This window comes from Enterococcus mundtii (genome assembly GCF_013394305.1).
GTDB classification, from domain to species: Bacteria; Bacillota; Bacilli; order Lactobacillales; family Enterococcaceae; genus Enterococcus_B; species Enterococcus_B pernyi.
Genome location: NZ_AP019810.1, coordinates 2,491,166 through 2,510,576, shown reverse-complemented (window position 1 = coordinate 2,510,576; position 19,411 = coordinate 2,491,166). Strand labels below are relative to the sequence as shown.

Annotated in this window: 19 protein-coding genes; all 19 read right to left on the bottom strand. The window is 38.7% G+C overall.

Annotated elements, in window-relative coordinates:
- Positions 1–15: 15 nt before the first annotated feature.
- Positions 16–630 (bottom strand): hypothetical protein, encoded by a 615-nt coding sequence (locus HZ311_RS12090; RefSeq protein ID WP_010735992.1) that lies wholly within the window; start codon positions 628–630, stop codon positions 16–18.
- A gap of 54 nt (positions 631–684) precedes the next feature.
- Positions 685–2,142, bottom strand: coding sequence for a hypothetical protein (locus tag HZ311_RS12085; RefSeq protein ID WP_023519348.1), 1,458 nt, complete (start codon positions 2,140–2,142; stop codon positions 685–687).
- Positions 2,143–2,996: 854 nt separating this feature from the next.
- On the bottom strand, positions 2,997–4,676 hold the full coding sequence (recN, locus tag HZ311_RS12080; RefSeq protein ID WP_178946723.1) for a DNA repair protein RecN: 1,680 nt from the start codon (positions 4,674–4,676) through the stop codon (positions 2,997–2,999).
- 17 nt (positions 4,677–4,693) lie between these two features.
- Positions 4,694–5,143 (bottom strand): arginine repressor, encoded by a 450-nt coding sequence (locus HZ311_RS12075; protein WP_010735995.1) that lies wholly within the window; start codon positions 5,141–5,143, stop codon positions 4,694–4,696.
- A gap of 99 nt (positions 5,144–5,242) precedes the next feature.
- Complete coding sequence (locus HZ311_RS12070) at positions 5,243–6,064, bottom strand: TlyA family RNA methyltransferase (RefSeq protein ID WP_010735996.1); 822 nt, start codon at positions 6,062–6,064, stop codon at positions 5,243–5,245.
- A gap of 8 nt (positions 6,065–6,072) precedes the next feature.
- The gene (locus tag HZ311_RS12065; protein WP_023519346.1) at positions 6,073–6,960 is read right to left on the bottom strand and encodes a polyprenyl synthetase family protein; all 888 of its coding nucleotides are present in this window, start codon (positions 6,958–6,960) and stop codon (positions 6,073–6,075) included.
- Entirely contained in the window at positions 6,957–7,184 is a 228-nt protein-coding gene (locus tag HZ311_RS12060; RefSeq protein WP_010735998.1) for an exodeoxyribonuclease VII small subunit, read from the bottom strand. Before HZ311_RS12060 ends, HZ311_RS12065 begins: the two co-directional genes overlap by 4 nt.
- A 1-nt stretch (position 7,185) precedes the next feature.
- Positions 7,186–8,526: an exodeoxyribonuclease VII large subunit gene (gene xseA, locus HZ311_RS12055; RefSeq protein WP_010735999.1), complete on the bottom strand. Its 1,341-nt coding sequence runs from the start codon at positions 8,524–8,526 to the stop codon at positions 7,186–7,188.
- Positions 8,523–9,377, bottom strand: a complete 855-nt coding sequence (locus tag HZ311_RS12050) for a bifunctional methylenetetrahydrofolate dehydrogenase/methenyltetrahydrofolate cyclohydrolase (protein WP_010736000.1) — start codon at positions 9,375–9,377, stop codon at positions 8,523–8,525. The genes xseA and HZ311_RS12050 overlap by 4 nt, the downstream gene beginning before the upstream one ends.
- A gap of 94 nt (positions 9,378–9,471) precedes the next feature.
- A complete protein-coding gene (gene nusB / locus HZ311_RS12045) occupies positions 9,472–9,921 on the bottom strand; it encodes a transcription antitermination factor NusB (protein ID WP_010736001.1) in 450 nt (149 codons plus the stop codon).
- On the bottom strand, positions 9,914–10,339 hold the full coding sequence (locus tag HZ311_RS12040; protein WP_010736002.1) for an Asp23/Gls24 family envelope stress response protein: 426 nt from the start codon (positions 10,337–10,339) through the stop codon (positions 9,914–9,916). Before HZ311_RS12040 ends, nusB begins: the two co-directional genes overlap by 8 nt.
- A gap of 213 nt (positions 10,340–10,552) precedes the next feature.
- Entirely contained in the window at positions 10,553–11,617 is a 1,065-nt protein-coding gene (locus HZ311_RS12035; RefSeq protein ID WP_010736003.1) for a M24 family metallopeptidase, read from the bottom strand.
- Between the two features lie 152 nt (positions 11,618–11,769).
- A complete protein-coding gene (locus tag HZ311_RS12030) occupies positions 11,770–12,015 on the bottom strand; it encodes a GlsB/YeaQ/YmgE family stress response membrane protein (RefSeq protein ID WP_010736004.1) in 246 nt (81 codons plus the stop codon).
- A gap of 77 nt (positions 12,016–12,092) precedes the next feature.
- Positions 12,093–12,467: a DUF956 family protein gene (locus tag HZ311_RS12025; protein ID WP_010736005.1), complete on the bottom strand. Its 375-nt coding sequence runs from the start codon at positions 12,465–12,467 to the stop codon at positions 12,093–12,095.
- A gap of 315 nt (positions 12,468–12,782) precedes the next feature.
- Complete coding sequence (locus HZ311_RS12020) at positions 12,783–13,697, bottom strand: PTS system mannose/fructose/sorbose family transporter subunit IID (RefSeq protein WP_019724014.1); 915 nt, start codon at positions 13,695–13,697, stop codon at positions 12,783–12,785.
- A gap of 16 nt (positions 13,698–13,713) precedes the next feature.
- Entirely contained in the window at positions 13,714–14,520 is an 807-nt protein-coding gene (locus HZ311_RS12015; protein ID WP_010736007.1) for a PTS mannose/fructose/sorbose transporter subunit IIC, read from the bottom strand.
- A 32-nt stretch (positions 14,521–14,552) separates the two neighbouring features.
- Positions 14,553–15,524 (bottom strand): mannose/fructose/sorbose PTS transporter subunit IIA, encoded by a 972-nt coding sequence (locus HZ311_RS12010; RefSeq protein ID WP_010736008.1) that lies wholly within the window; start codon positions 15,522–15,524, stop codon positions 14,553–14,555.
- Between the two features lie 100 nt (positions 15,525–15,624).
- On the bottom strand, positions 15,625–16,116 hold the full coding sequence (locus HZ311_RS12005; RefSeq protein WP_010736009.1) for a mannose/fructose/sorbose PTS transporter subunit IIB: 492 nt from the start codon (positions 16,114–16,116) through the stop codon (positions 15,625–15,627).
- 163 nt (positions 16,117–16,279) lie between these two features.
- Positions 16,280–19,135: a sigma-54-dependent transcriptional regulator gene (locus tag HZ311_RS12000; RefSeq protein ID WP_010736010.1), complete on the bottom strand. Its 2,856-nt coding sequence runs from the start codon at positions 19,133–19,135 to the stop codon at positions 16,280–16,282.
- Positions 19,136–19,411: the final 276 nt, after the last annotated feature.

Genomic DNA, 19,411 nt, shown 5'->3' with positions numbered 1-19,411 from the left:
ATTTGCTCTTGAACGCTATTTTTCTTGATTAATTATATTTTGACTTTTTACTTTAGCATTCCCTACAAGCACAGATAACCTTGGCTTATTTCCGTTTTGTTTTTCAATAAACGTTTGTAGGTTTTTATCAATGTCGTTTTTTGCTTTGGCTGACGAAAATTTATCGATGCTTAGCCCATCTGAAAACTTCTTAAAGATTCCTAGATTCTCTATATTCGTTAGCCGATCGAGTGATTCTGCTCTCTGATCCCCCTTGGATGATCTGGCTTCAAATTTAGGCATTCCATAAACAAAAGAAGTCTCATCTTTTTTTATGCTGCTCGTGCCGTGTACCAACTGATCATATAGTTCCCTTGACTCTTTCTTATTTGGTTCTAAACTTTCCTGTGACAAATGAGACTTTTCTTTTTGCCAGGAATCGATCCCATTGCTTGCTATATGATGTTCTTCTCTCAATCTAAACTCTGGAATTGGAATGTCTTTTGTCTGGGATGAAGGAGCTTGCTGTAAATCTTTCAAAAAATCCTTCAATTCTGCGGGGAAATTCTGTCCATCCGATGATTCTATCATTTTTAAAATATATTCACCTGTCCGTGTATCTTTTAAATCAATAGTTTTTTGATTCGCCAAGCTGTTATACAGATCCTGTGATTTATTTTGAGACAGTTGCGTAGGAATCGCCTGTTAATATATTTCAGCCTTAGAACGATAAGGATATGCTTGCTCTCCGAACTTGATTAGACTTTCTCCTATACCGTGTGTTAAGCTTTCTTCGTTTTCACCTCTTACATTTCTTGCTTCAAATACAGGATTATCTTTTGTTTGGGATGAAGTGGCTTGCTGTAAACCTTCTACAAATTCCTTTGTCATTCTCTGTTTTTCCATATAGATTGTCCGATTACGTGAGTCTGTTCCCTGATTTCGCTTGGATGGTCTTGCTTCAAACTTAGATATGTCATCATTTTGAATACTCTTCAAACTTTGTATTACCTTATCCTGTAGTTCAATCGTCGATTTCTGAGTTGTATCTACACCTTCCTGTGACAAGTGATACTTTCCTTTTTGCCATGACGCTATTCCAGTGCTTGTTGACTCATTTTCTTCTCGCAATCTAAAATCTGAATTTGGACTATCTTTTGTTTGGGATGAAGAGGCTTGCTGAGAACCTTGTACAAATTTCTTTGTCATTCCCTGATTTTCCATATTGGTTGTTCGATTACGAGAGTCTGTTTCCTGATTTCGCTTGGATGTTCTTGCTTCAAACTTAGGGATTTTATAAACAAAAGAAGTCTCATCTTTTTGAATAGTATTCGGACTTTTTACTTCCTGATCATGTAGTTCACTTGTATCTTTCTTAATTGAATCTACACCTTCCTGTGACAAGTGAAACTTTTCTTCTTGCCAGGAAGTATTCCCATTATTCGTTAGCTCATTGTCTTTTGTTTGGGATGTTTGCTCTTGGTTGGATGATCTTACTTCAGACTTAAACATTTCATCATTTTGAATACTATTCAGAATTTTTACTCTCTGATCATGTAACTCACTTGTGACTTTCTTAATTAAATAGGAGGATTTTTTGGAGAGCGCTCGGTGATGTCTTGGATTGATCTGTCTACTTTCATTTAGGGATTGTTGCATTACATCACTTGTATTGCGAGATGTATTGCCCTTATGTTCACTAGATTCTTTACGTTTAAATTTCAATTTCTTTTTAGAAACATACTCACTATTAAATTGTTTAGGAAGCGTACCTGTCATATTAGCTAGCTCATTTGGCGCTGTAACTCTTTGATCTATACTGACTTGGGGAATGATCTGTAATACATTACGATAGCTTTGAGTTGCATTTGCTCTAGTATTTAAATCAAACGAAGGATTTTCTTGATTTCTTTCTCCAAATGAGGTGCTTGCATTTCCTACAATTCGATCATTCCTTTGATTTATCGGCTGTAGTGTTATATTTTGAAGAATACCTGTCGAATAATAAAGATAAGAAATAATTGGGTTTGCTCTCACATTTAGGGATTCATTTCCTGTCCGAACAGCTAATCTACTCAAATCTTCTTGAGTATTTGTCTTATTAGCGTCATGCATTCGATTAATGAACTTTCCACCTGTTTCTCTGAAATCAATTATTGGCATATCTTACACTCCTCGCATTTTTATGTATTTGTTTTGTTCCAATCCTTTTTCTTAGGAAACTTCTAAAAGTGGATGTTCCTAAATCACCCATTTACAAAAAAATTTTAGATGAATTGTCCCTTCCTCCCTTTCTTGTAGGTATTCTCTATGAGTAAAAATACGACGTAACCACCATTTGGACAAAAACAACGAACAATAATCATTGAGTTTGCTATTTCTATAACAAATAAATCACCAGCGGAAACGAATCATTTACATAGACGATATGACGATACTTTTAATACAATACTTTAAGCGAATCAATGATAGCTTTTATTGATCTAAGAATATTCGTGTTATTCATTTACTAATCTATTACATTCTTACAAACCTATCTTTTATCCGTAGTAGTTACAGAGATAATATTTCTTGTTTATTTACAGAAATACTTTAGACTATTTATGACATCCTTTTCCTACTAACCTCAAGTATCTGTTCTTAGCGTTCAAAAAAGAATTATTTTCAATAATCATACGTTTAAACTAATTTATGTGTAGTGCTTTTTTTCAAACATAATCAAAATCTGGGAAAACATTACTACTGATTTTATCTTTTTGTCATTAAAAAAAATTTTTATGATTAAAAAATGATAGGACTTTGTAAGCGAATTAACTATTGATTGACTATCGACAGCTTTTGGATTTACAAATTTCATTCTCAAAATCAAAAAAAAAATATAATAAAATACAATATAAAAATAACTAATTACTTTTTCTGTCGGGAAAGATTTCAACTGTTTTTTTACCTCTATTCCCTAAAAAGCAAAATAAAATCACCCTAGCCAATGTAGGCAAAGGGTGATTTTTATTTTTTATTTATTTTTTCGCCAAACGTAACAACTCTTTGGCGTGTTCGATCGTTAAAGGCGTGATTTCACTTCCCGCTAACATTCGTGCGATTTCATTTTCTCTTTCAGCTGCAGCTAATTCGGCGACGGATGTTTGTGTTCTTCCGCCGACGACTTCTTTTACAATGTAATATTGATAATCCGCTACCGCCGCCACTTGAGGAAGATGCGTGATACAAAGTACTTGGGAATATTTGGATATTTTCAATATTTTATCCGCAATGGCTTGTGCCACTCTGCCACTAACACCAGTATCAACTTCGTCAAAAATGATACTAGTCACACCTTGTTCCGAAGAAAAAATGGTTTTCAGAGCAAGTAATACTCGTGACAATTCCCCACCTGATGCTACCTTGACTAGTGGCTTCAATGGTTCTCCAGGATTTGTCGTGATATAAAATTCGACAATATCAAAACCTTGCTCATCTAAGCGTCCATTTGCTTGCGTTGAAAAACGAACTTCAAATTCGGTGTTTTCCATATAAAGACTCTTTAATTCACGCAGAATCGACTGTTCTAAGTCACTGGCGATCGCTTTTCTTGCTTGATGGAGTTCTTCTGCACATTGAAACGCCCACTCTTCTTTTTGAGTCAGTTCATTCTTCATTTTATCAAGTTGACCTTCTGTAAAATCAGATGAATCCAATTCTTCTGTGATTTCTTCATAGTAGGCTAAGATAGCTTCAACTGAATCGCCATATTTACGCTTCAATTGGCGAATCGTTTCCATGCGTTGCGTCACTTCTTCCAAACGATTCTCATCCAGTTCAAGCAGATCGATTTGCCTGCTCATGTCCCCTACTGCATCTTGCAATAAATAATAGGCACTCTGGATATTATCAAAAATTGCTTCATACTCTGAATCAAGGTGGGCAATACTTTGGATCTCGGAAACAGCCATTCCCACCCCATCAAGACTACTTTGTTCACCTTCACTGAGCGCCCCATAAGCAGTAGCTAAACCATCGACGATTTTTTGATAATTACTTAATTTATCGCGCTCTTCTCGAAGTTTTTCTTCTTCACCAACTTCTAATTGGGCGGCTGCGATTTCTTCTTGTTGGAAATTCAACATATCGATACGTTGGACATAGTTTTTTTCGTTTTGTTGGATCTTACGTACTTTTCTTTCAAGTTCACGATACGCTTGATAGGCTTCTTGGTACGCTCTTTTTTTCTGTTGGAATGTCGAGTCTCCAAAACGATCAAGTAACACAAGATGTGATTCAGGTTGTAATAGTTCCTGATGTTCATTTTGACCTTGGATATCCACTAAATAACTACCTACGCGTCGCAAATTCGCTAATGTCACGATATGTCCATTCACTCGACAAACATTCTTACCTGCTAAAGACATATCTCGACGGACGATCAGATTTGAACCATCGGACTCAATCCCTAACTCTTTCATCAAAGCTTCAAAACCTTCTTGTTTAGGCCATTCAAACAACCCTTCCAGAATACATTTATCGGCACCTTGACGAATATAATCACTTGATCCGCGACCACCTGCTAATAAGCCCAAAGCATCAATAATAATTGACTTACCGGCTCCGGTTTCTCCTGTTAATGCTGTCATTCCTTCATGAAACGACAAACGCAATTCAGGAATAATCGCAAAATTGGTGATACTGATTTCTTGTAGCATTGCAATCACTCCTTAGATTAAAGGTAATGCAGAAAATCTTTCTTTAATTGAACAGCATCTTCTTCCAATCGTGTGATCATCAACACATTGTCATCATCGTTGATAATCGAGAATAATTCTTTTTTGTAACGTTTATCGATTAAATTTGCAGCTGCAGAAGCATTGCCCGGCAAAGTCTTTAAAATAACAAATTTTTCCATCTGGTCAACTGCTACAAATGCGTCCTTCAATAGTTTTTCTAGCTTTGTGCTCACATCTTCACTTGTTTCAGCAGGCAGACTATAGCGATAGCCACCATCAACTGCGGGAACTTTGATCAATTTAAGCTCTTTGATATCTCTTGAGATCGTTGCTTGTGTAACAGAAATCCCTTTATTTTTTAATATTTCAACAAATTCTTCTTGTTTACGTATATCTTGTTCATTTAGTAATCGAGTAATCAAACGATGTCGATCTTTTTTTCTCATGCTCAATCCGCTCCTTCACCAATCCTTCTTCTTTCAATGATAGCTTATTTTAAGCGCTTAATAAAGAAGAACTCATAGTCTTTTTTGTCAATTTCCAGACTACCGCTTATGCGTGAATTGTTCATGAGCCATTTCAACGATGTGAGCTGGATCAACGTTCGCATAGATTGTTCCTTTATCTGATACTTTTTTTAAGTGCGCTAAAAATTCAATATTTCCTTCTCCACCTGTAATAGGAGAGTAACTTAGATCTAATACATCAAACCCTTGCTCTGTGGCAAACGTCAAAATTTGTTCGATGACTTGTTGATGGGTTGTTGCTTCTCGAACAATGCCATTTTTACCGACCGCTTCTCTACCTGCTTCAAATTGTGGTTTGATCAATGCAATTACTTCACCCTCTGGCTTCAAAATTGCATGTAATGGCGGTAGCATCAGCTTCAAAGAGATGAATGATACATCAATGACAGCGACTTCTGGTACACCTTGATCAAAGTCTTCAGGTTTTGCATAACGAAAGTTAACACGTTCCATCACGACCACTTTTGGATCTTGTCTGATTTTCCATGCTAACTGATTGTAGCCTACATCTAAGGCATAGCTCATTTTTGCTCCATTTTGTAAGGCAGCATCGGTAAACCCTCCCGTGGATGCCCCAATATCAAGCAATACTTTATCTTTGACTGTTAGATCAAATTGTTTTAATGCTTTTTCTAGTTTCAACCCACCACGAGAAACATACGGCAATTTTTTCCCTTTGACTTTTAATTCACTACTAACGGGGATTTTTTCTCCTGGTTTATCAAAACGTTCATTTTTTTCATTATAGATCAACCCTGCCATCACGGAACGTTTTGCTTGTTCCCTTGTTTCAAATAGCCCTTGTTTGACGGCTAATACATCTACTCGTTCTTTTTCCATCCTCTTCCTCACTTCTCATCAAATCGTTTGACCAACTGACGAAGAATCTCTCCATCAAATGAACAAACTTCTTGTTCTAACTCGGCAATAATCCTATTGGCGGAATGGATTTCTCGTTGCAACGCAGCTCTTGTCTGCTCGATCCCTAATAAACGTGGATACGTATTTTTATCCGCTCGTTCATCCTTGCCAGCTGTTTTCCCTAATGCTTCTGTCGTACTAGTCACATCCAATAAATCATCACGGATCTGAAAAGCTAACCCAAGATGAGCGGCAATTTGTTGTAATTGTACCAAAACTTCTTCTGGTTGTTCTGCTAAAATCCCACCTGCTAGCAAAGCATAACGTATCAAACGTCCAGTCTTTCGTTCATGGATCAATGCTAGTTCTTCTAGCGCCAAATCTTTCGTTTCCCCTTGGATATCTGCCGCTTGGCCTGCAACCATGCCTTGTGTCCCAGCACTAACAGCCAATTGTTGCAATAATAACAATTTTGGTGAGTTCGCTAAGTGGGTCATGCTGATCAACTGGAAGGCACCCGTCAATAATCCATCCCCTGCTAAAATTGCGATTGCCTCCCCATAGACTTTATGGTTGGTTGGTTTTCCTCGACGCAAGTCATCGTTATCCATTGCTGGAAGATCATCATGGATCAATGAATACGTATGGATCATCTCTAATGCTGCTGCTACTTGATAAGCTGAAGCATCGATCTTGGCATCAAAAGAAGCCACGGTTGCTAATAAAGCAAGTGGGCGGATTCTTTTTCCTCCTGCATGGATCGAATAGATCATACTTTCTTTCAAGCATACATCCGAAGTATATTCCGTAATGAAAGAAACCATTTCTTCTTCTACCAAAGGAAGGTGAGTCGCAGAAAAATCGGTTAGTTTCATTGTGTCCCCTCTTTCTCGTCAAAAGTGATCTCTTCATTCGTCTCAGTCATCATTTTTGTAAGGGTTTCTTCTGCTTTAGAAAGAGTATCTTGACATTGCTTACTTAATTCCATTCCTCTTTTGAACGCATCTAACGCTGATTCTAATGGAACGTCTCCTTGCTCTAATTGCATGACGATTTTTTCTAATTCTTGCAATGATTCTTCAAATGTTGGATTTGCCATCTTATTCTGTCTCCTTTTTGATCTGTTCCACTTTGCCTTTGACCTGTCCATCTGCATAATGAATGACTAACTCATCACCGACTTGGATCTCATCGACACTTTTTGCCACCTGATCATGCAACGTGGTGTAGCTATACCCTCTACCCATGATTTTTAAAGGACTAAGTAAATCAAGTGATTGAACCGTCTGTTGAAACTTTTGTTGCTGTTGTTGCATATATTGGTACATTTTTTCTTCTAGTCGTTTTTCTAAGTAGCTTGTTTCTTGCTTGGCTGATTTCACTCGATAAATTGGTGCAACTTGTTGCAACTGATGACTTAAGGTCATGGTTTGTTTTTCTTTCGCATGGTAAATTTGTTGCGTTGCTTGATACAAGCGTTGCCGCAATTGATCTAGCTTGATCGTTTGTCCCTCATAAAGTCGTTCAGGTTGGCGAAAGACATAGGATTGTCTTGAGCGGGCAAACCGCTCTTGTTTTCGTTGGATTTGGCGTAAAAACCCTTGCTCTAAGCGGGCTTGTCTTTCCTTGATCCGCATCAACTCTTCCGATAATACTGGAACAGCCAGCTCAGCTGCTGCCGTCGGTGTCGCTGCTCGAACATCAGCCACTAAGTCAGCAATCGTCGTATCTGTCTCATGACCGACAGAAGAGATGCTCGGTGTTTTTGCTTGATAAATCGCACGAGCCACCCGTTCTTCATTGAAAGGCCAAAGATCCTCGATCGACCCACCACCACGTCCGATGATCATTGTATCGAAATTTCCTAACGCTTCAACGCGTTGGATATTGCGGACGACATCATCTGCTGCTTGGTTTCCTTGCACAACAGTTGGGAACAAAACAAGTTGCGCGATTGGGTAACGGCGTTTGACCGTCGTGATAATATCACGAATGACCGCACCACTAGGACTTGTTAAAACGGCGATGCGTTTTGGAAATCTCGGCAATGCCTTTTTAGGTCCAGCAAATAGACCTTCTTTCATCAATTTCTCTTTTCGTTCTTCTAGCTCTTGATATAACGCACCGACGCCATCAGGTTCCATATGTTCCACGTAAATTTGATAAGAACCGCTGGCCTCGTAAAGGGAGATCCGACCGATCACCAACACTTTCATGCCCTCTTTTGGTTGAAAACGTAACTTTTGGAAAGCACCTTTGAACATGATCGCAGAGATTTTTGCATGATCATCTTTTAAACTGAAATATTGATGCGCATTCGCTCGCATACGGAAATTCGAGATTTCGCCAGTTAGATAAACTCTTTCCAGATATGGATCTGCTTCAAATTTTCGTTTCAAATATTTGGTTAAGGTGGTAACTGTTAAATATTCTTGCGTCATAACTCTCCTCGCTCTGCTTCAGCTGATTGGACCGTTTGTGCCATCAACATCGTGATCGTCATTGGACCTACTCCCTTAGGGACAGGCGTGATATAGCTTGCAAGAGGAGCGACTTCATCGAATTTGACATCACCGATCAGTTTTCCATCCTCATCCCGATTCATCCCCACATCGACAACTACCGCACCTGGTTTGACGAAGTCTTTTGTTACAAAATGGCCACGCCCGATCGCTACTACGAGTATATCTGCTTCACGTGTTAACGCTGGAAGGTCTTTCGTTTTTGAATGAGCAATGGTGACTGTCGCATCAGCCATCAACAAAAGTTGCGCCATGGGTTTACCGACAATATTACTGCGACCGATCACTACTGCACGCTTGCCAGTCAAATCAATATCATATGCTTCAAACATCTTCATGATCCCATAAGGCGTACAAGGAATCTTATCAGGATTCCCTGCAAATAGACGTCCTAGATTAAATGGATGGAAACCATCAACATCTTTTTTAGGATCGATTGCTAATAACACTTTCTCTTCATCAATATGTTTTGGTAAAGGCAACTGCACAAGGATCCCATGGAAGCGTGGATCATTGTTATATTTTTCAATTTCATTTAGAAGCTCATCTTCGGAGATTTTTTGACTATAACGCTCTACTTTTGAATAAATACCTAATTGATTCGCAACTCGTTCTTTGTTACGAACATAGACTTGACTTGCTGGATTTTCTCCAACTAATAAAACAACTAATCCGGGATTGATCTGTCGTTCGTTAAGCTCTTTTACTTTTAACGCAAGTTCTGCTTGCATTTTTTCTGCTAATTCTTTTCCATTCATCAATTCTGACATACGATCACTCCCAGATATTTTTGCTTTCATTCTACCATATAAACCACTTGTAACATAACCAGATTTACTAACTATCATAGAAAAAAGCTAGGACTTACGCCCCAGCTTCTAATTCTTTTAACACATTCGATAACATACCATTTACAAACTTACGTGAACGGTCGTCACTGAATGTTTTAGCTAACTCGATTGCTTCATTCAATGCAACAGTTGCAGGCACGTCATCCACGTACATCATTTCGAAAATTGCGATTCTTAAAATAATCAGATCCATTTTGGAAATGCGGTTGATCCGCCAATTATTTTTTAAATGCTTTTCGATGATCGTGTCTAACGATGCTTTTTTTGCACAGACGCCACCAACTAGTGTGTCTAGATATACTGGAACAAATTCTGATTGCTCTTCATTGATCATCTCTTGATGGTCCAACTCGATCGCATTGAAAATTGCATCTTCTTTTGTCAGATCAGTGTTAAAATCTAATGGGAACAATGCCTGTAATGCCATCTCGCGGATCTCGTGTCTTGATAACTCTTTATTCATTTTCTTCCTCTTCGTCCTCAAAAAGTTCATCGATTGCTGGTTGTTCCAATTTTTCTGGTACAACTGCTACGACATGGATATTGACTTCAGCTAATGCAATGTCGGTCATGAAAAGTACTTCTTGGTGAACACGATCCTGCATTTCCATCGCTACTTTTGGTACTGATACGCCATATTCTAAATAACAATATAAGTCAACTTTCAAACCTTCTTCGTCATTGACTAAATATACACCTTTACCATGCGCTGCGCGACCTAGCAATTCTGTGACATTGCTAGCAAAAGTCCCACGCATTCCGTAGACCCCTTCGACTTTAGAAGCTGCAATACCGATAATGACTTCGATCACTTCTGGTGCAATCACGATTTCTCCTAAATCTTGATTAGCATGTAAGACTAAGTTTTTTTCGTCTGCCATTTTTATTTATTCCTCCTTTTGCCTACATACATCTTTCACTTCAAAAAGCGAAGTCATGTACCTAGGAAAACTGTCGCCTGTAAATCAGTCATGCGTGAAAAAACGCGCCGTTTACAATCGCTTGATTTCTCTTATAGTGTATCATTAAATGAGCCCATTTTCTATAACAAAGTCTGAGTTTTGACATTTACATTTATTGAAAAACGCTGATTATCACAAAATGATCAATTCTTTTGGTGAGTGAGTCAATACCCGGTTTCCTTCAGCAGTGATCAATAAGTCATCTTCGATCCGGACGCCACCGATTCCTGGTAAGTAGATTCCTGGTTCATCCGTAATGACATTGCCCACAACAAATGGTTTCTCTGCTCGCGCAGATACATTAGGACCTTCATGGATCTCTAAGCCGATACCATGTCCAGTGGAGTGGCCAAATGCTTCTCCATAGCCGTATTTGCTGATGTAGTCTCTTGCTACTGCATCCAGTTGGATACCTGTCACTCCAGGTTTCGCTGCTTCTAGAACTGCCAATTGGGCATCTAAAACGATTTGATAGATTTCTTTCAATTGTTCTCCAGGATCGCCGACTGCAAACGTACGTGTCATGTCAGAAACGTATCCTTCATAATAGCAACCAAAATCGATCGTGATCATATCACCTTGTTCAATGATCTTTTGGCTAGCCACTCCGTGTGGCATTGCTGAACGAACACCACTTGCCACGATGGTTTCAAAAGACACACCTGATGCACCTAGTGAACGCATATAGAAATCTAATTGATTCGCGACCTCGATCTCTGTCATCCCTGGTTGGATCATTTTAAGGATATGATCATAAGCCATATCAGCGATGCTACAAGCTTTTTCAATGATCACTAATTCATCTTCATCTTTTACTTCCCGTAATTCTTCGATCATGTCAGAAACTGGGATCAACTCTGCATCCAGTAATTCTTCCAATACTGAATACTCTAAAAATGAAACTGTACGTTCTTCAAATGCTAGATTCTTCAATCCTTCTTTTCGAGTCAAATCAGCGACTTCCTCAAAAATCGGCGCGACATTTTTGATGATCTCAAAACCTTGCGCTTGCGCAGCTGCTTGTTCTGTATAACGGAAGTCCGTAATAAAGAAGGCTTTCTCTAATGTGATGACCGCTAACCCAGTCGTTCCTGTAAAATTAGTCAAATAGCGGAGATTGTAAGGACTTGTCACTAAAAATGAATCTAGATTCGCTTCTCGCATTTTTTTGCGTAACTTTTCTACTCGTAACATCATGTGTAAATTCCTTCTTTCTTTGCACTCTTTTTATCATTATAGCAAACTTTCTTTTTTAAAGGCATAGGAAAGATAAATTCCTTCAATAGAAACGAACAAAGCGTTTTGGCTTGAGCTTTTCCCTCAAGTCAAAACGCTTTAGACTTTCATTTCTAAGATCTTTTACCAAAGAAAAATGAGACAACTGCAACTAAGATCACTGCCCCTAAAATAGATGGAATAAGTGCCATACCAGCAGCGCTTGGTCCCCAGTTGCCAAAAATCGCTTGACCGATCGTTGAACCAATCAAACCAGCAATAATATTTGTGATGCATCCCATTGAATTTCCTTTACTTGTGATTGCTCCAGCAATCGCTCCAATGATTGCACCAACAATCAATGTCCATAACCAACTCATCGTATAACCTCCCTCTTTACTCTTTAATTTTATCATAAGAAATAAATAGCAGGCAAACGATGAGGGCTAACTACAAATCATTTACGCTTGAAAATACCGATCATGCCTCGCTTGACTACGTCGATCAAACTTAAAGAGCGAACCATGTGACTTGGATCAACATACTTACGGACTGCTCGCAAAACTTCCTTGGGATGCTTTGCAGAAAATGAATAAGTTCCGTTTTTCTTTGTGCGAATCGCAAAACGTGGAATCCATTTTCCTTTGAACATCACAGAGGCAATCACGACATCTACCTCTTCCCATGGGATCTGGACGAATTTCCGCGCATCACGATCATTGTAAAATTCAAAACCTTTATCACCAATCATGATCTTCCCATATTCTGCCACACCTAGATAAGATGTCGCATTCATCGTTAAGTCAACTTTTGTATTCAGGGATTGTACCATTTCAAGCACTCCATTTCTAATCAATCTAAAGTTACAGTACTTAGAAGTCGTACCGTTTCAATGATTTGGCTATTCGTTCAGCTTAGCCATCCTTTTAATTTCACGTTTTTTACTTCTATATCAAAGACATCTTATCATAAATAGTATACCTTTTCGAGCATAGATACTGTCTCCAATAAACGGTTCTCCACAATCGTCCACCATTCGATCAGAAGAAAGCTGAAGTAAAGTCTCGTCGCATTCTATGAAAAAAGCTGCAACAAAAATCAATGATTGATTTCTGTCACAGCTTATTTAGTCTTTTATTGCCTTAGATTACATTAATCCGATCAAGTGGAAAACAATACCCACTACGAATAATCCAAGAATGATAACGATTGGTGAAACTTTTTTCTTCAATAACCACATACAGAACAATGTTAGTAACAACGCAGCTAATCCAGGGATCAAGCTGTCTAAGTTGTCTTGTAATGTTGTTACTTTGTAGTCAGATAGAGAAAGTCCAGCTGCTTGTTGTTCCAACGCACTCTTGATACCTTCTGCACCTGCAGGTAAACTACTCCAATCAATGTAAGCACCTTCGTCAAGTTTAACGCTTGATACTACTGGCGCAAAGCCGATTGATACCCAACGGTTAACTAATGAACCTAAGATGAACATACCTAAGATCGAAGCACCTTTAGTGATGTCTTGCAACAAACCACCAGATAAATCTTCTGTGATTTTAGAACCCGCTTTATAGCCGAATTCTTGTGTATACCACATAAATGCCATACGGATGATATTCCAAGCTACGAAATAAATGATTGGGCCTAAGATATTTCCAGCCATCGCTAGAGAAGCAGCTAGAGCTCCAAGGATTGGTCTTACTGTAAACCAGAAGACTGGATCACCGATACCAGCTAAAGGTCCCATCATACCAACCTTAACCCCTTGAATCGCAACATCATCAACAGGTGCGCCATTTGCACGTTCTTCTTCCAGTGCAAGAGTCACCCCTAGAATTGGTGAAGCAACATATGGGTGAGTGTTGAAGAACTCTAAATGACGAGTCAACGCAGCCGCACGGTCTTCTTTTGTTTTATATAATTTTTTGATCGCTGGGATCATTGAGAATGCCCAACCACCATTTTGCATACGTTCGTAGTTCCATGATCCTTGAAGGAAAGTCGAACGCAACCAAACAGAAATACGATCTTTTTTAGATAATTGAATTCTTTCTTCTGCCATTTCGTGAACGCCTCCTTTAATAGTTATCGATGATATCGCCTAGTGGGTCACCAGTGTTTGAGCTTCCGCCGTTACCTGAACCACCTTGTTTAGAAAGTGCCAAGTAAATAAGAGCTAAAGCAACACCGATTGCGCCTAGACCGATAAGAGTGATTTCTGATACAGTTGCCAATACAAAACCGATTGCAAAGAATGGCCATACTTCTTTTGTAGCCATCATGTTGATAACCATTGCGTAACCTACGGCAACGACCATTCCACCACCGATAGCTAAACCGTCTGTCAACCAAACAGGCATAGATTCAAGCAAGCTTCTTACTGGACCTTCACCAATAGCTAAGATCAAACCAGCAGGGATCGCAATACGAACACCTTGCATACAAATTGCAACAATATGCCATAATTCAACTTTTCTAAAGTTACCATCTTTTGCAGCAGCATCCATCAAATGAACAAACGCTGTCGCAATCGTACGACAAATGATTGTTAATAATAAACCAGCAACAGCAAGTGGCACAGCAATCGCGATTGCTGAAGAAACGCCGGCTGAACCTTGACCACCTAAAACTAAAATAATTGCAGATGCAACAGATGCTAATGCAGCATCGGGAGCGACAGCGGCACCGATATTTGCCCAACCTAAAGCGATCATTTGTAATGTACCACCTAAGATAAGACAAGGAACTAGATTTCCAGTTACTAAGCCGATCAACGTACATGCAACAACTGGTTGATGGAATTGAAATTCATCAAGAATTCCTTCCATACCAGCTAAAAATGCAACGATGATGACTAAGATCACTTGAATAATATTTAAATCCATGATAGTAATCCTCCATTTTTTCTGATAATTAATTAAGCACGATTTTTTAGTTCTTCTTGCGCTTTTTTCAAAATTTCATCCATGTTTCCTTTAGAGTCATTCGGTACTTTACGTACATCGAATTTCACGCCAGATTCTTTCAATTTATTGAATGAATCAATATCGTCTTGACTGAAAGCAAGTACTTTGTTCGGTTGTACTTTACCTGGAGAATGTGCCATTGATCCGACGTTCACTGTTTCTAATGGTACGCCACCTTCAACTGCACGCACGACATCTTGAGGATTTTCAAACAATAGCAATGCGCGTTGTCCGCCAAAGTGTTGATCATCTTTTGCAAGTTTGATCATTTGTTCAACTGGTACAACGTGTGCTTTTACACCAGGAGGTGCAGCTTGTTGGATCAATTTTTTACGTAACTCATCTTTTGCTACAGCATCAGATACAACGATGATCCGTGTTGGATTTGTTGTTTTTGTCCAAGCAGTTGCTACTTGTCCATGCAACAAACGTGAATCAATACGTGCTAAAACATAAGTGAACTTACCAGGTGTTCCTGAAGGTGCAGCTTCTTGTGCCGCAGCTTTTGTTTCTACTACTGGTTCTAATTCTTCCGGTTTGACTTTCACGCCTTCTTTTGCTGTTTCAATGATATGAGCAGCAATTTCATGTGCTGATTCCATTGAAAAACGTGAAGCATATGCTTCGATCAGCATAGGCAAGTTCAAACCACTTACGATTGCCCACTTATCTTTGTGTTCTTCAAATAATGTGTTTGATTGATTGAACGGTGTTCCGCCCCATAAATCAACTAAGAATAAGACTTCGTCTTGGTTATCGAAGGAAGCGACTGCTTCTTCTAATTTGGCTCTCAAGTCATCTGGACCTTCACTCGGTTGTAAAACAACAGCTTTGACATTTTCTTGTTCGCCAAAGATCATTGAACCCGACTGTAAGATTCCTTCAGCAAATTGCCCATGACTTGCTAGGATAATCCCTACCATATTTATACCTCCTACTTCTTTTTGTTGTAACAAAATCAAAAATAAAAATAAGTGCTTGCCTTTTACAACAGATACATTTGACCGTTACGCAACAACAATTTTATGCTTTCTTGGCTTTGGCCAGCAATTCCATTAAAAAGATTTTCCGATCAGCGGGTACCTTCCGAATCTCCAACTCCACACCTTGACCATCCAAAAAATGAAAGGCTTCGATATCTCGTTGATCGACGGACACAAAATTTGTGATCATGGTCTTCCCTTCAGAAAAACTCATTCCCCCGATATTTAGAGAATCAATTCGGATACCACTTCGGACAATTTTCTCAACGTCTTTAGGATTAGTAAATAAAAGCATCACTTTCGTTCGCGCTAAGAGTCCACTCTCAAAGATCTGGATCATCTTTTCAACAGTGATGACATTTGCCATGATCCCTGGTGGAGCAGCTTCTTTTAAAAGAAACTTTCTTAACTTGTCTTTCGCTACTACGTCACTTATGACGATGATACGTTCAACGCCAGTCAATTTAGACCAGACAGTTGCAACTTGCCCATGGATCAAACGATCATCTATACGTGCTAATCGAATATCCATTCGTAAATCTCCTTTTTATTAAATCACTACTCAAAACATCTTCCCACTTCTGTCGGAAGCATTTCCGTTAAGCACACTTTATTAAAAGCAAGAACCGTGCCAACTTTTTAAAGATACACTACTTTATTTAATGGTTTCTTATACAATACACAAAAACGATACACTATTTTAGTGTATCGTTTTTGTGTATATCTTCATTAGTGTATTCTTTTTTCTCCAAATGGTTAGTGATCATTTTCAATAGATAATACACTTCTTCTAACGGAAACTTCACTTTGATCTTTTCTTCTAAATCATTTAGTGGCTCAACAATTTTAACATAGAGCGGATCGTTTTTAATCGAACGATTATCTTGATTTTCTAAAGAGAGCGGTTCATTTAAGATGACACGCTCAATCATTCCCGCCGCATGTAGAACAAGGTTGATCATAAATCCGTATTCTTTTACATCAATGCTTGCTGAATCCATTAACCCATCTGCAAATTTCCAGAGAGGATCGATTAACTTTTCTCCATTGATAAATGTAAAATTATCTGCGATAAATGACACACATGTACTTTTGGCTGTTTCTTCATTTAATAAAACATCTTCGGTTTCATCTAACTCTGACTCTAACAGTAATTGATCTAAAATCACCTCAATGTTTTGATCAATAAATCTTTCCAAAGGAATGAATGGTGCATCGATATGTGGGTCCGTAATCCCAGTCGTCGCAATGATTTGATAATTTTTTTGGATCTTTGGTAGCTTAGTTTTCAAATCAACGATGGACAAAGCAATTACTTCCAATTGAGCTTCTTGTCTTTTACTGACTGCACGCTCGATCAATGATTTGATTCGTTGTGCTGTTCCCTCTCCTGAGGCACAGATCGCCACTACCGCCTTTCGTTGTTTGTCGTCCGCTTCTGCAACATTTCCACTTGAGACTTCAGCATACCCTCGGAAATTCTTCAAGGATTCATAAAGCAAGTCAAGATCTGTTCCCAGCACCGACACTTTACGTACTGTTTCTAAAACTAAAGAAGTCGTGACCATATCGACTGTTCGGACAGGGATACCCGTATCTTGCTGTATCTGAGCATTGAAGGACGCAAGCGAACCCATGTCCACCAGAAGAATCGTTCCACTCCCCTCATCTACTTCTTGCACACTACGCTCAATCCGACTTAAAGCAGTTTTAGGGTCCATGTCTAGTGGCATATCCACTGCCCGGACGTTATCCGCATCTAGCAACTGTTGAACCACTTGCACCATACTGCTTGCGGTACTATTGCCATGTGCAGCCACAACGACCCCGATCCGACCACTTGCTTGATTGGCTCGTAATGAAACAAGTAATACAGTCAAATAGTAATCTTCACTTTCTGGGATCTCCACTTGGAAATACATTTCGATATGTTTCCGTACTTCTTTCGCCAGTGCGTATTCCTCAGGAAAATCAATGGCCATTTCTCGGATATTATCATTTGTATGCCGCTCTTCTCCTAAATGGATTCGTTTTAGAAAAGAGCTGATATGCAGACTCATCGCATAAATAAAATTTTGTTGAAACTCATATGGTAAAGATTGCTTCACCATGAGATAAATCTGATTCGTTACTTCAATAATTTTAGGGTCAACAAATTCCGCCAACTTATTATCTGCATTAAATGAAAAACCGTGATCTTTATAGAATGACTTTAAATGGATATTGATATCTGTTGAGATAAAGTGATTGATTGCTTCTTGGTCCAAGCCATCTGACTTGAGCAAAGCAGCTTTATCACCAATAATGTCATAAAGATTATAAGGCAACTCATAGGAGTCTGCCTGTAACTGCATCACATCATCGTTTGGAAAAACGGTGATTTTAGGATCAAGTATCTTGGATAACTCTGCCATTTCTTTTCGATTACTTGCTAGTTGGATCAAACCACTTCGAATCCCTTCAGTTAAATCATCGATCGTGATCGATATTTCAGGTTTGTTCATGTGGTTTAGAAATCCTCGCGCACATACCAATTGGATATTCGACTTCAACTGTCCAATGTTTCCATAAGTAACACTGCCTATTAGCGCTTTCACAACATCTTCTGTTAAAGAAATTTTTCTTTGCGTACGATTCGCTTCGTGAGCGATCATGATTTTGACTAAATCGATTTTTTCATTCGCTGGACGTCGGTCAAAAGCAGGCAACTTGATATTGATCGGGATACGGCGTACAAATGTCTCAAGTAATGCCGAACCTGGATCTTCAGTCGTTGCACCGACGATTCGAACATTCGCTTCATGAGATTTCGTTGTTTCGCCCAATCGACTATAGGTACCATGGTCCATAAAGTAAAAAATCATTTCTTGTCCTTCGGGTGGGAGTCGATGAATTTCATCCAAAAAAAGCATCCCGCCATCCGCTTGATCTATGATTCCCATTTTTTCTTCTTCCGCACCTGTAAACGCACCTTTGACATACCCGAAAAGATGACTCATCAGTAATTCAGGGTTGTTAGCATAGTCCGCACAGTTAAAGACGATCAACTCTGTGTCTTCTTCCACCACATGGTTGGTTTTAGCAAAATGAAACATCGCATGAGCAAAATAAGTCTTTCCAGAACCAGTCGGACCAGTGATCAAACAGTTCAACCCTCTGGGAGGATACAAAATGGCAGCTTTTGCTTGTTCCACTGAATTTTTCATACTACCATTGGCGCCAATGATTTTGGCAAAAATATCTTTCGTATCTACTTGAAGACTCGTTTTTTTCACGTGAGTCAATTCTTCTTTATAACTAGGTACATATTTGGATAATGGTTTCTCAATGGTCGGTCTTTCTTGATAGACATACCGAACTGGACGACCATCCATTTTCTTTAGTTTTCCTTCACGTACTAATTTGTTGAGATCTTTACTACTATTGGTACGTTGAATACCCAAAACTTCCGCGATCTCTTGGGTCGTTACACCTTGATCGTTTTCATCTATAGATAAATGAGCGGTCTTTTCTTTGACATACGTATAAATTCGGTCAATTCGTTTTGCCAATATTTTCGCCCCTCTTCTCTTGTCCTTAAAACCTAATACTATTGATTTAATCACTATTCGTCAACTATTTATATCAAAAAAGAAAACAAGACACGCTTAAAATAAAAAAGAACATTCGTTGTTTATTTATTAAGCAATTTAGACAAGTCTAAACGTGTACTATTTTTTCAGATAACAGATAACGATTATCTCTTTTTTACTTTGCGCGATATCTTTTTCCAGTTAGAACTAGCGAAAATAGTAAACCAACTATTTTTACAGCCAATCATTCTCCTA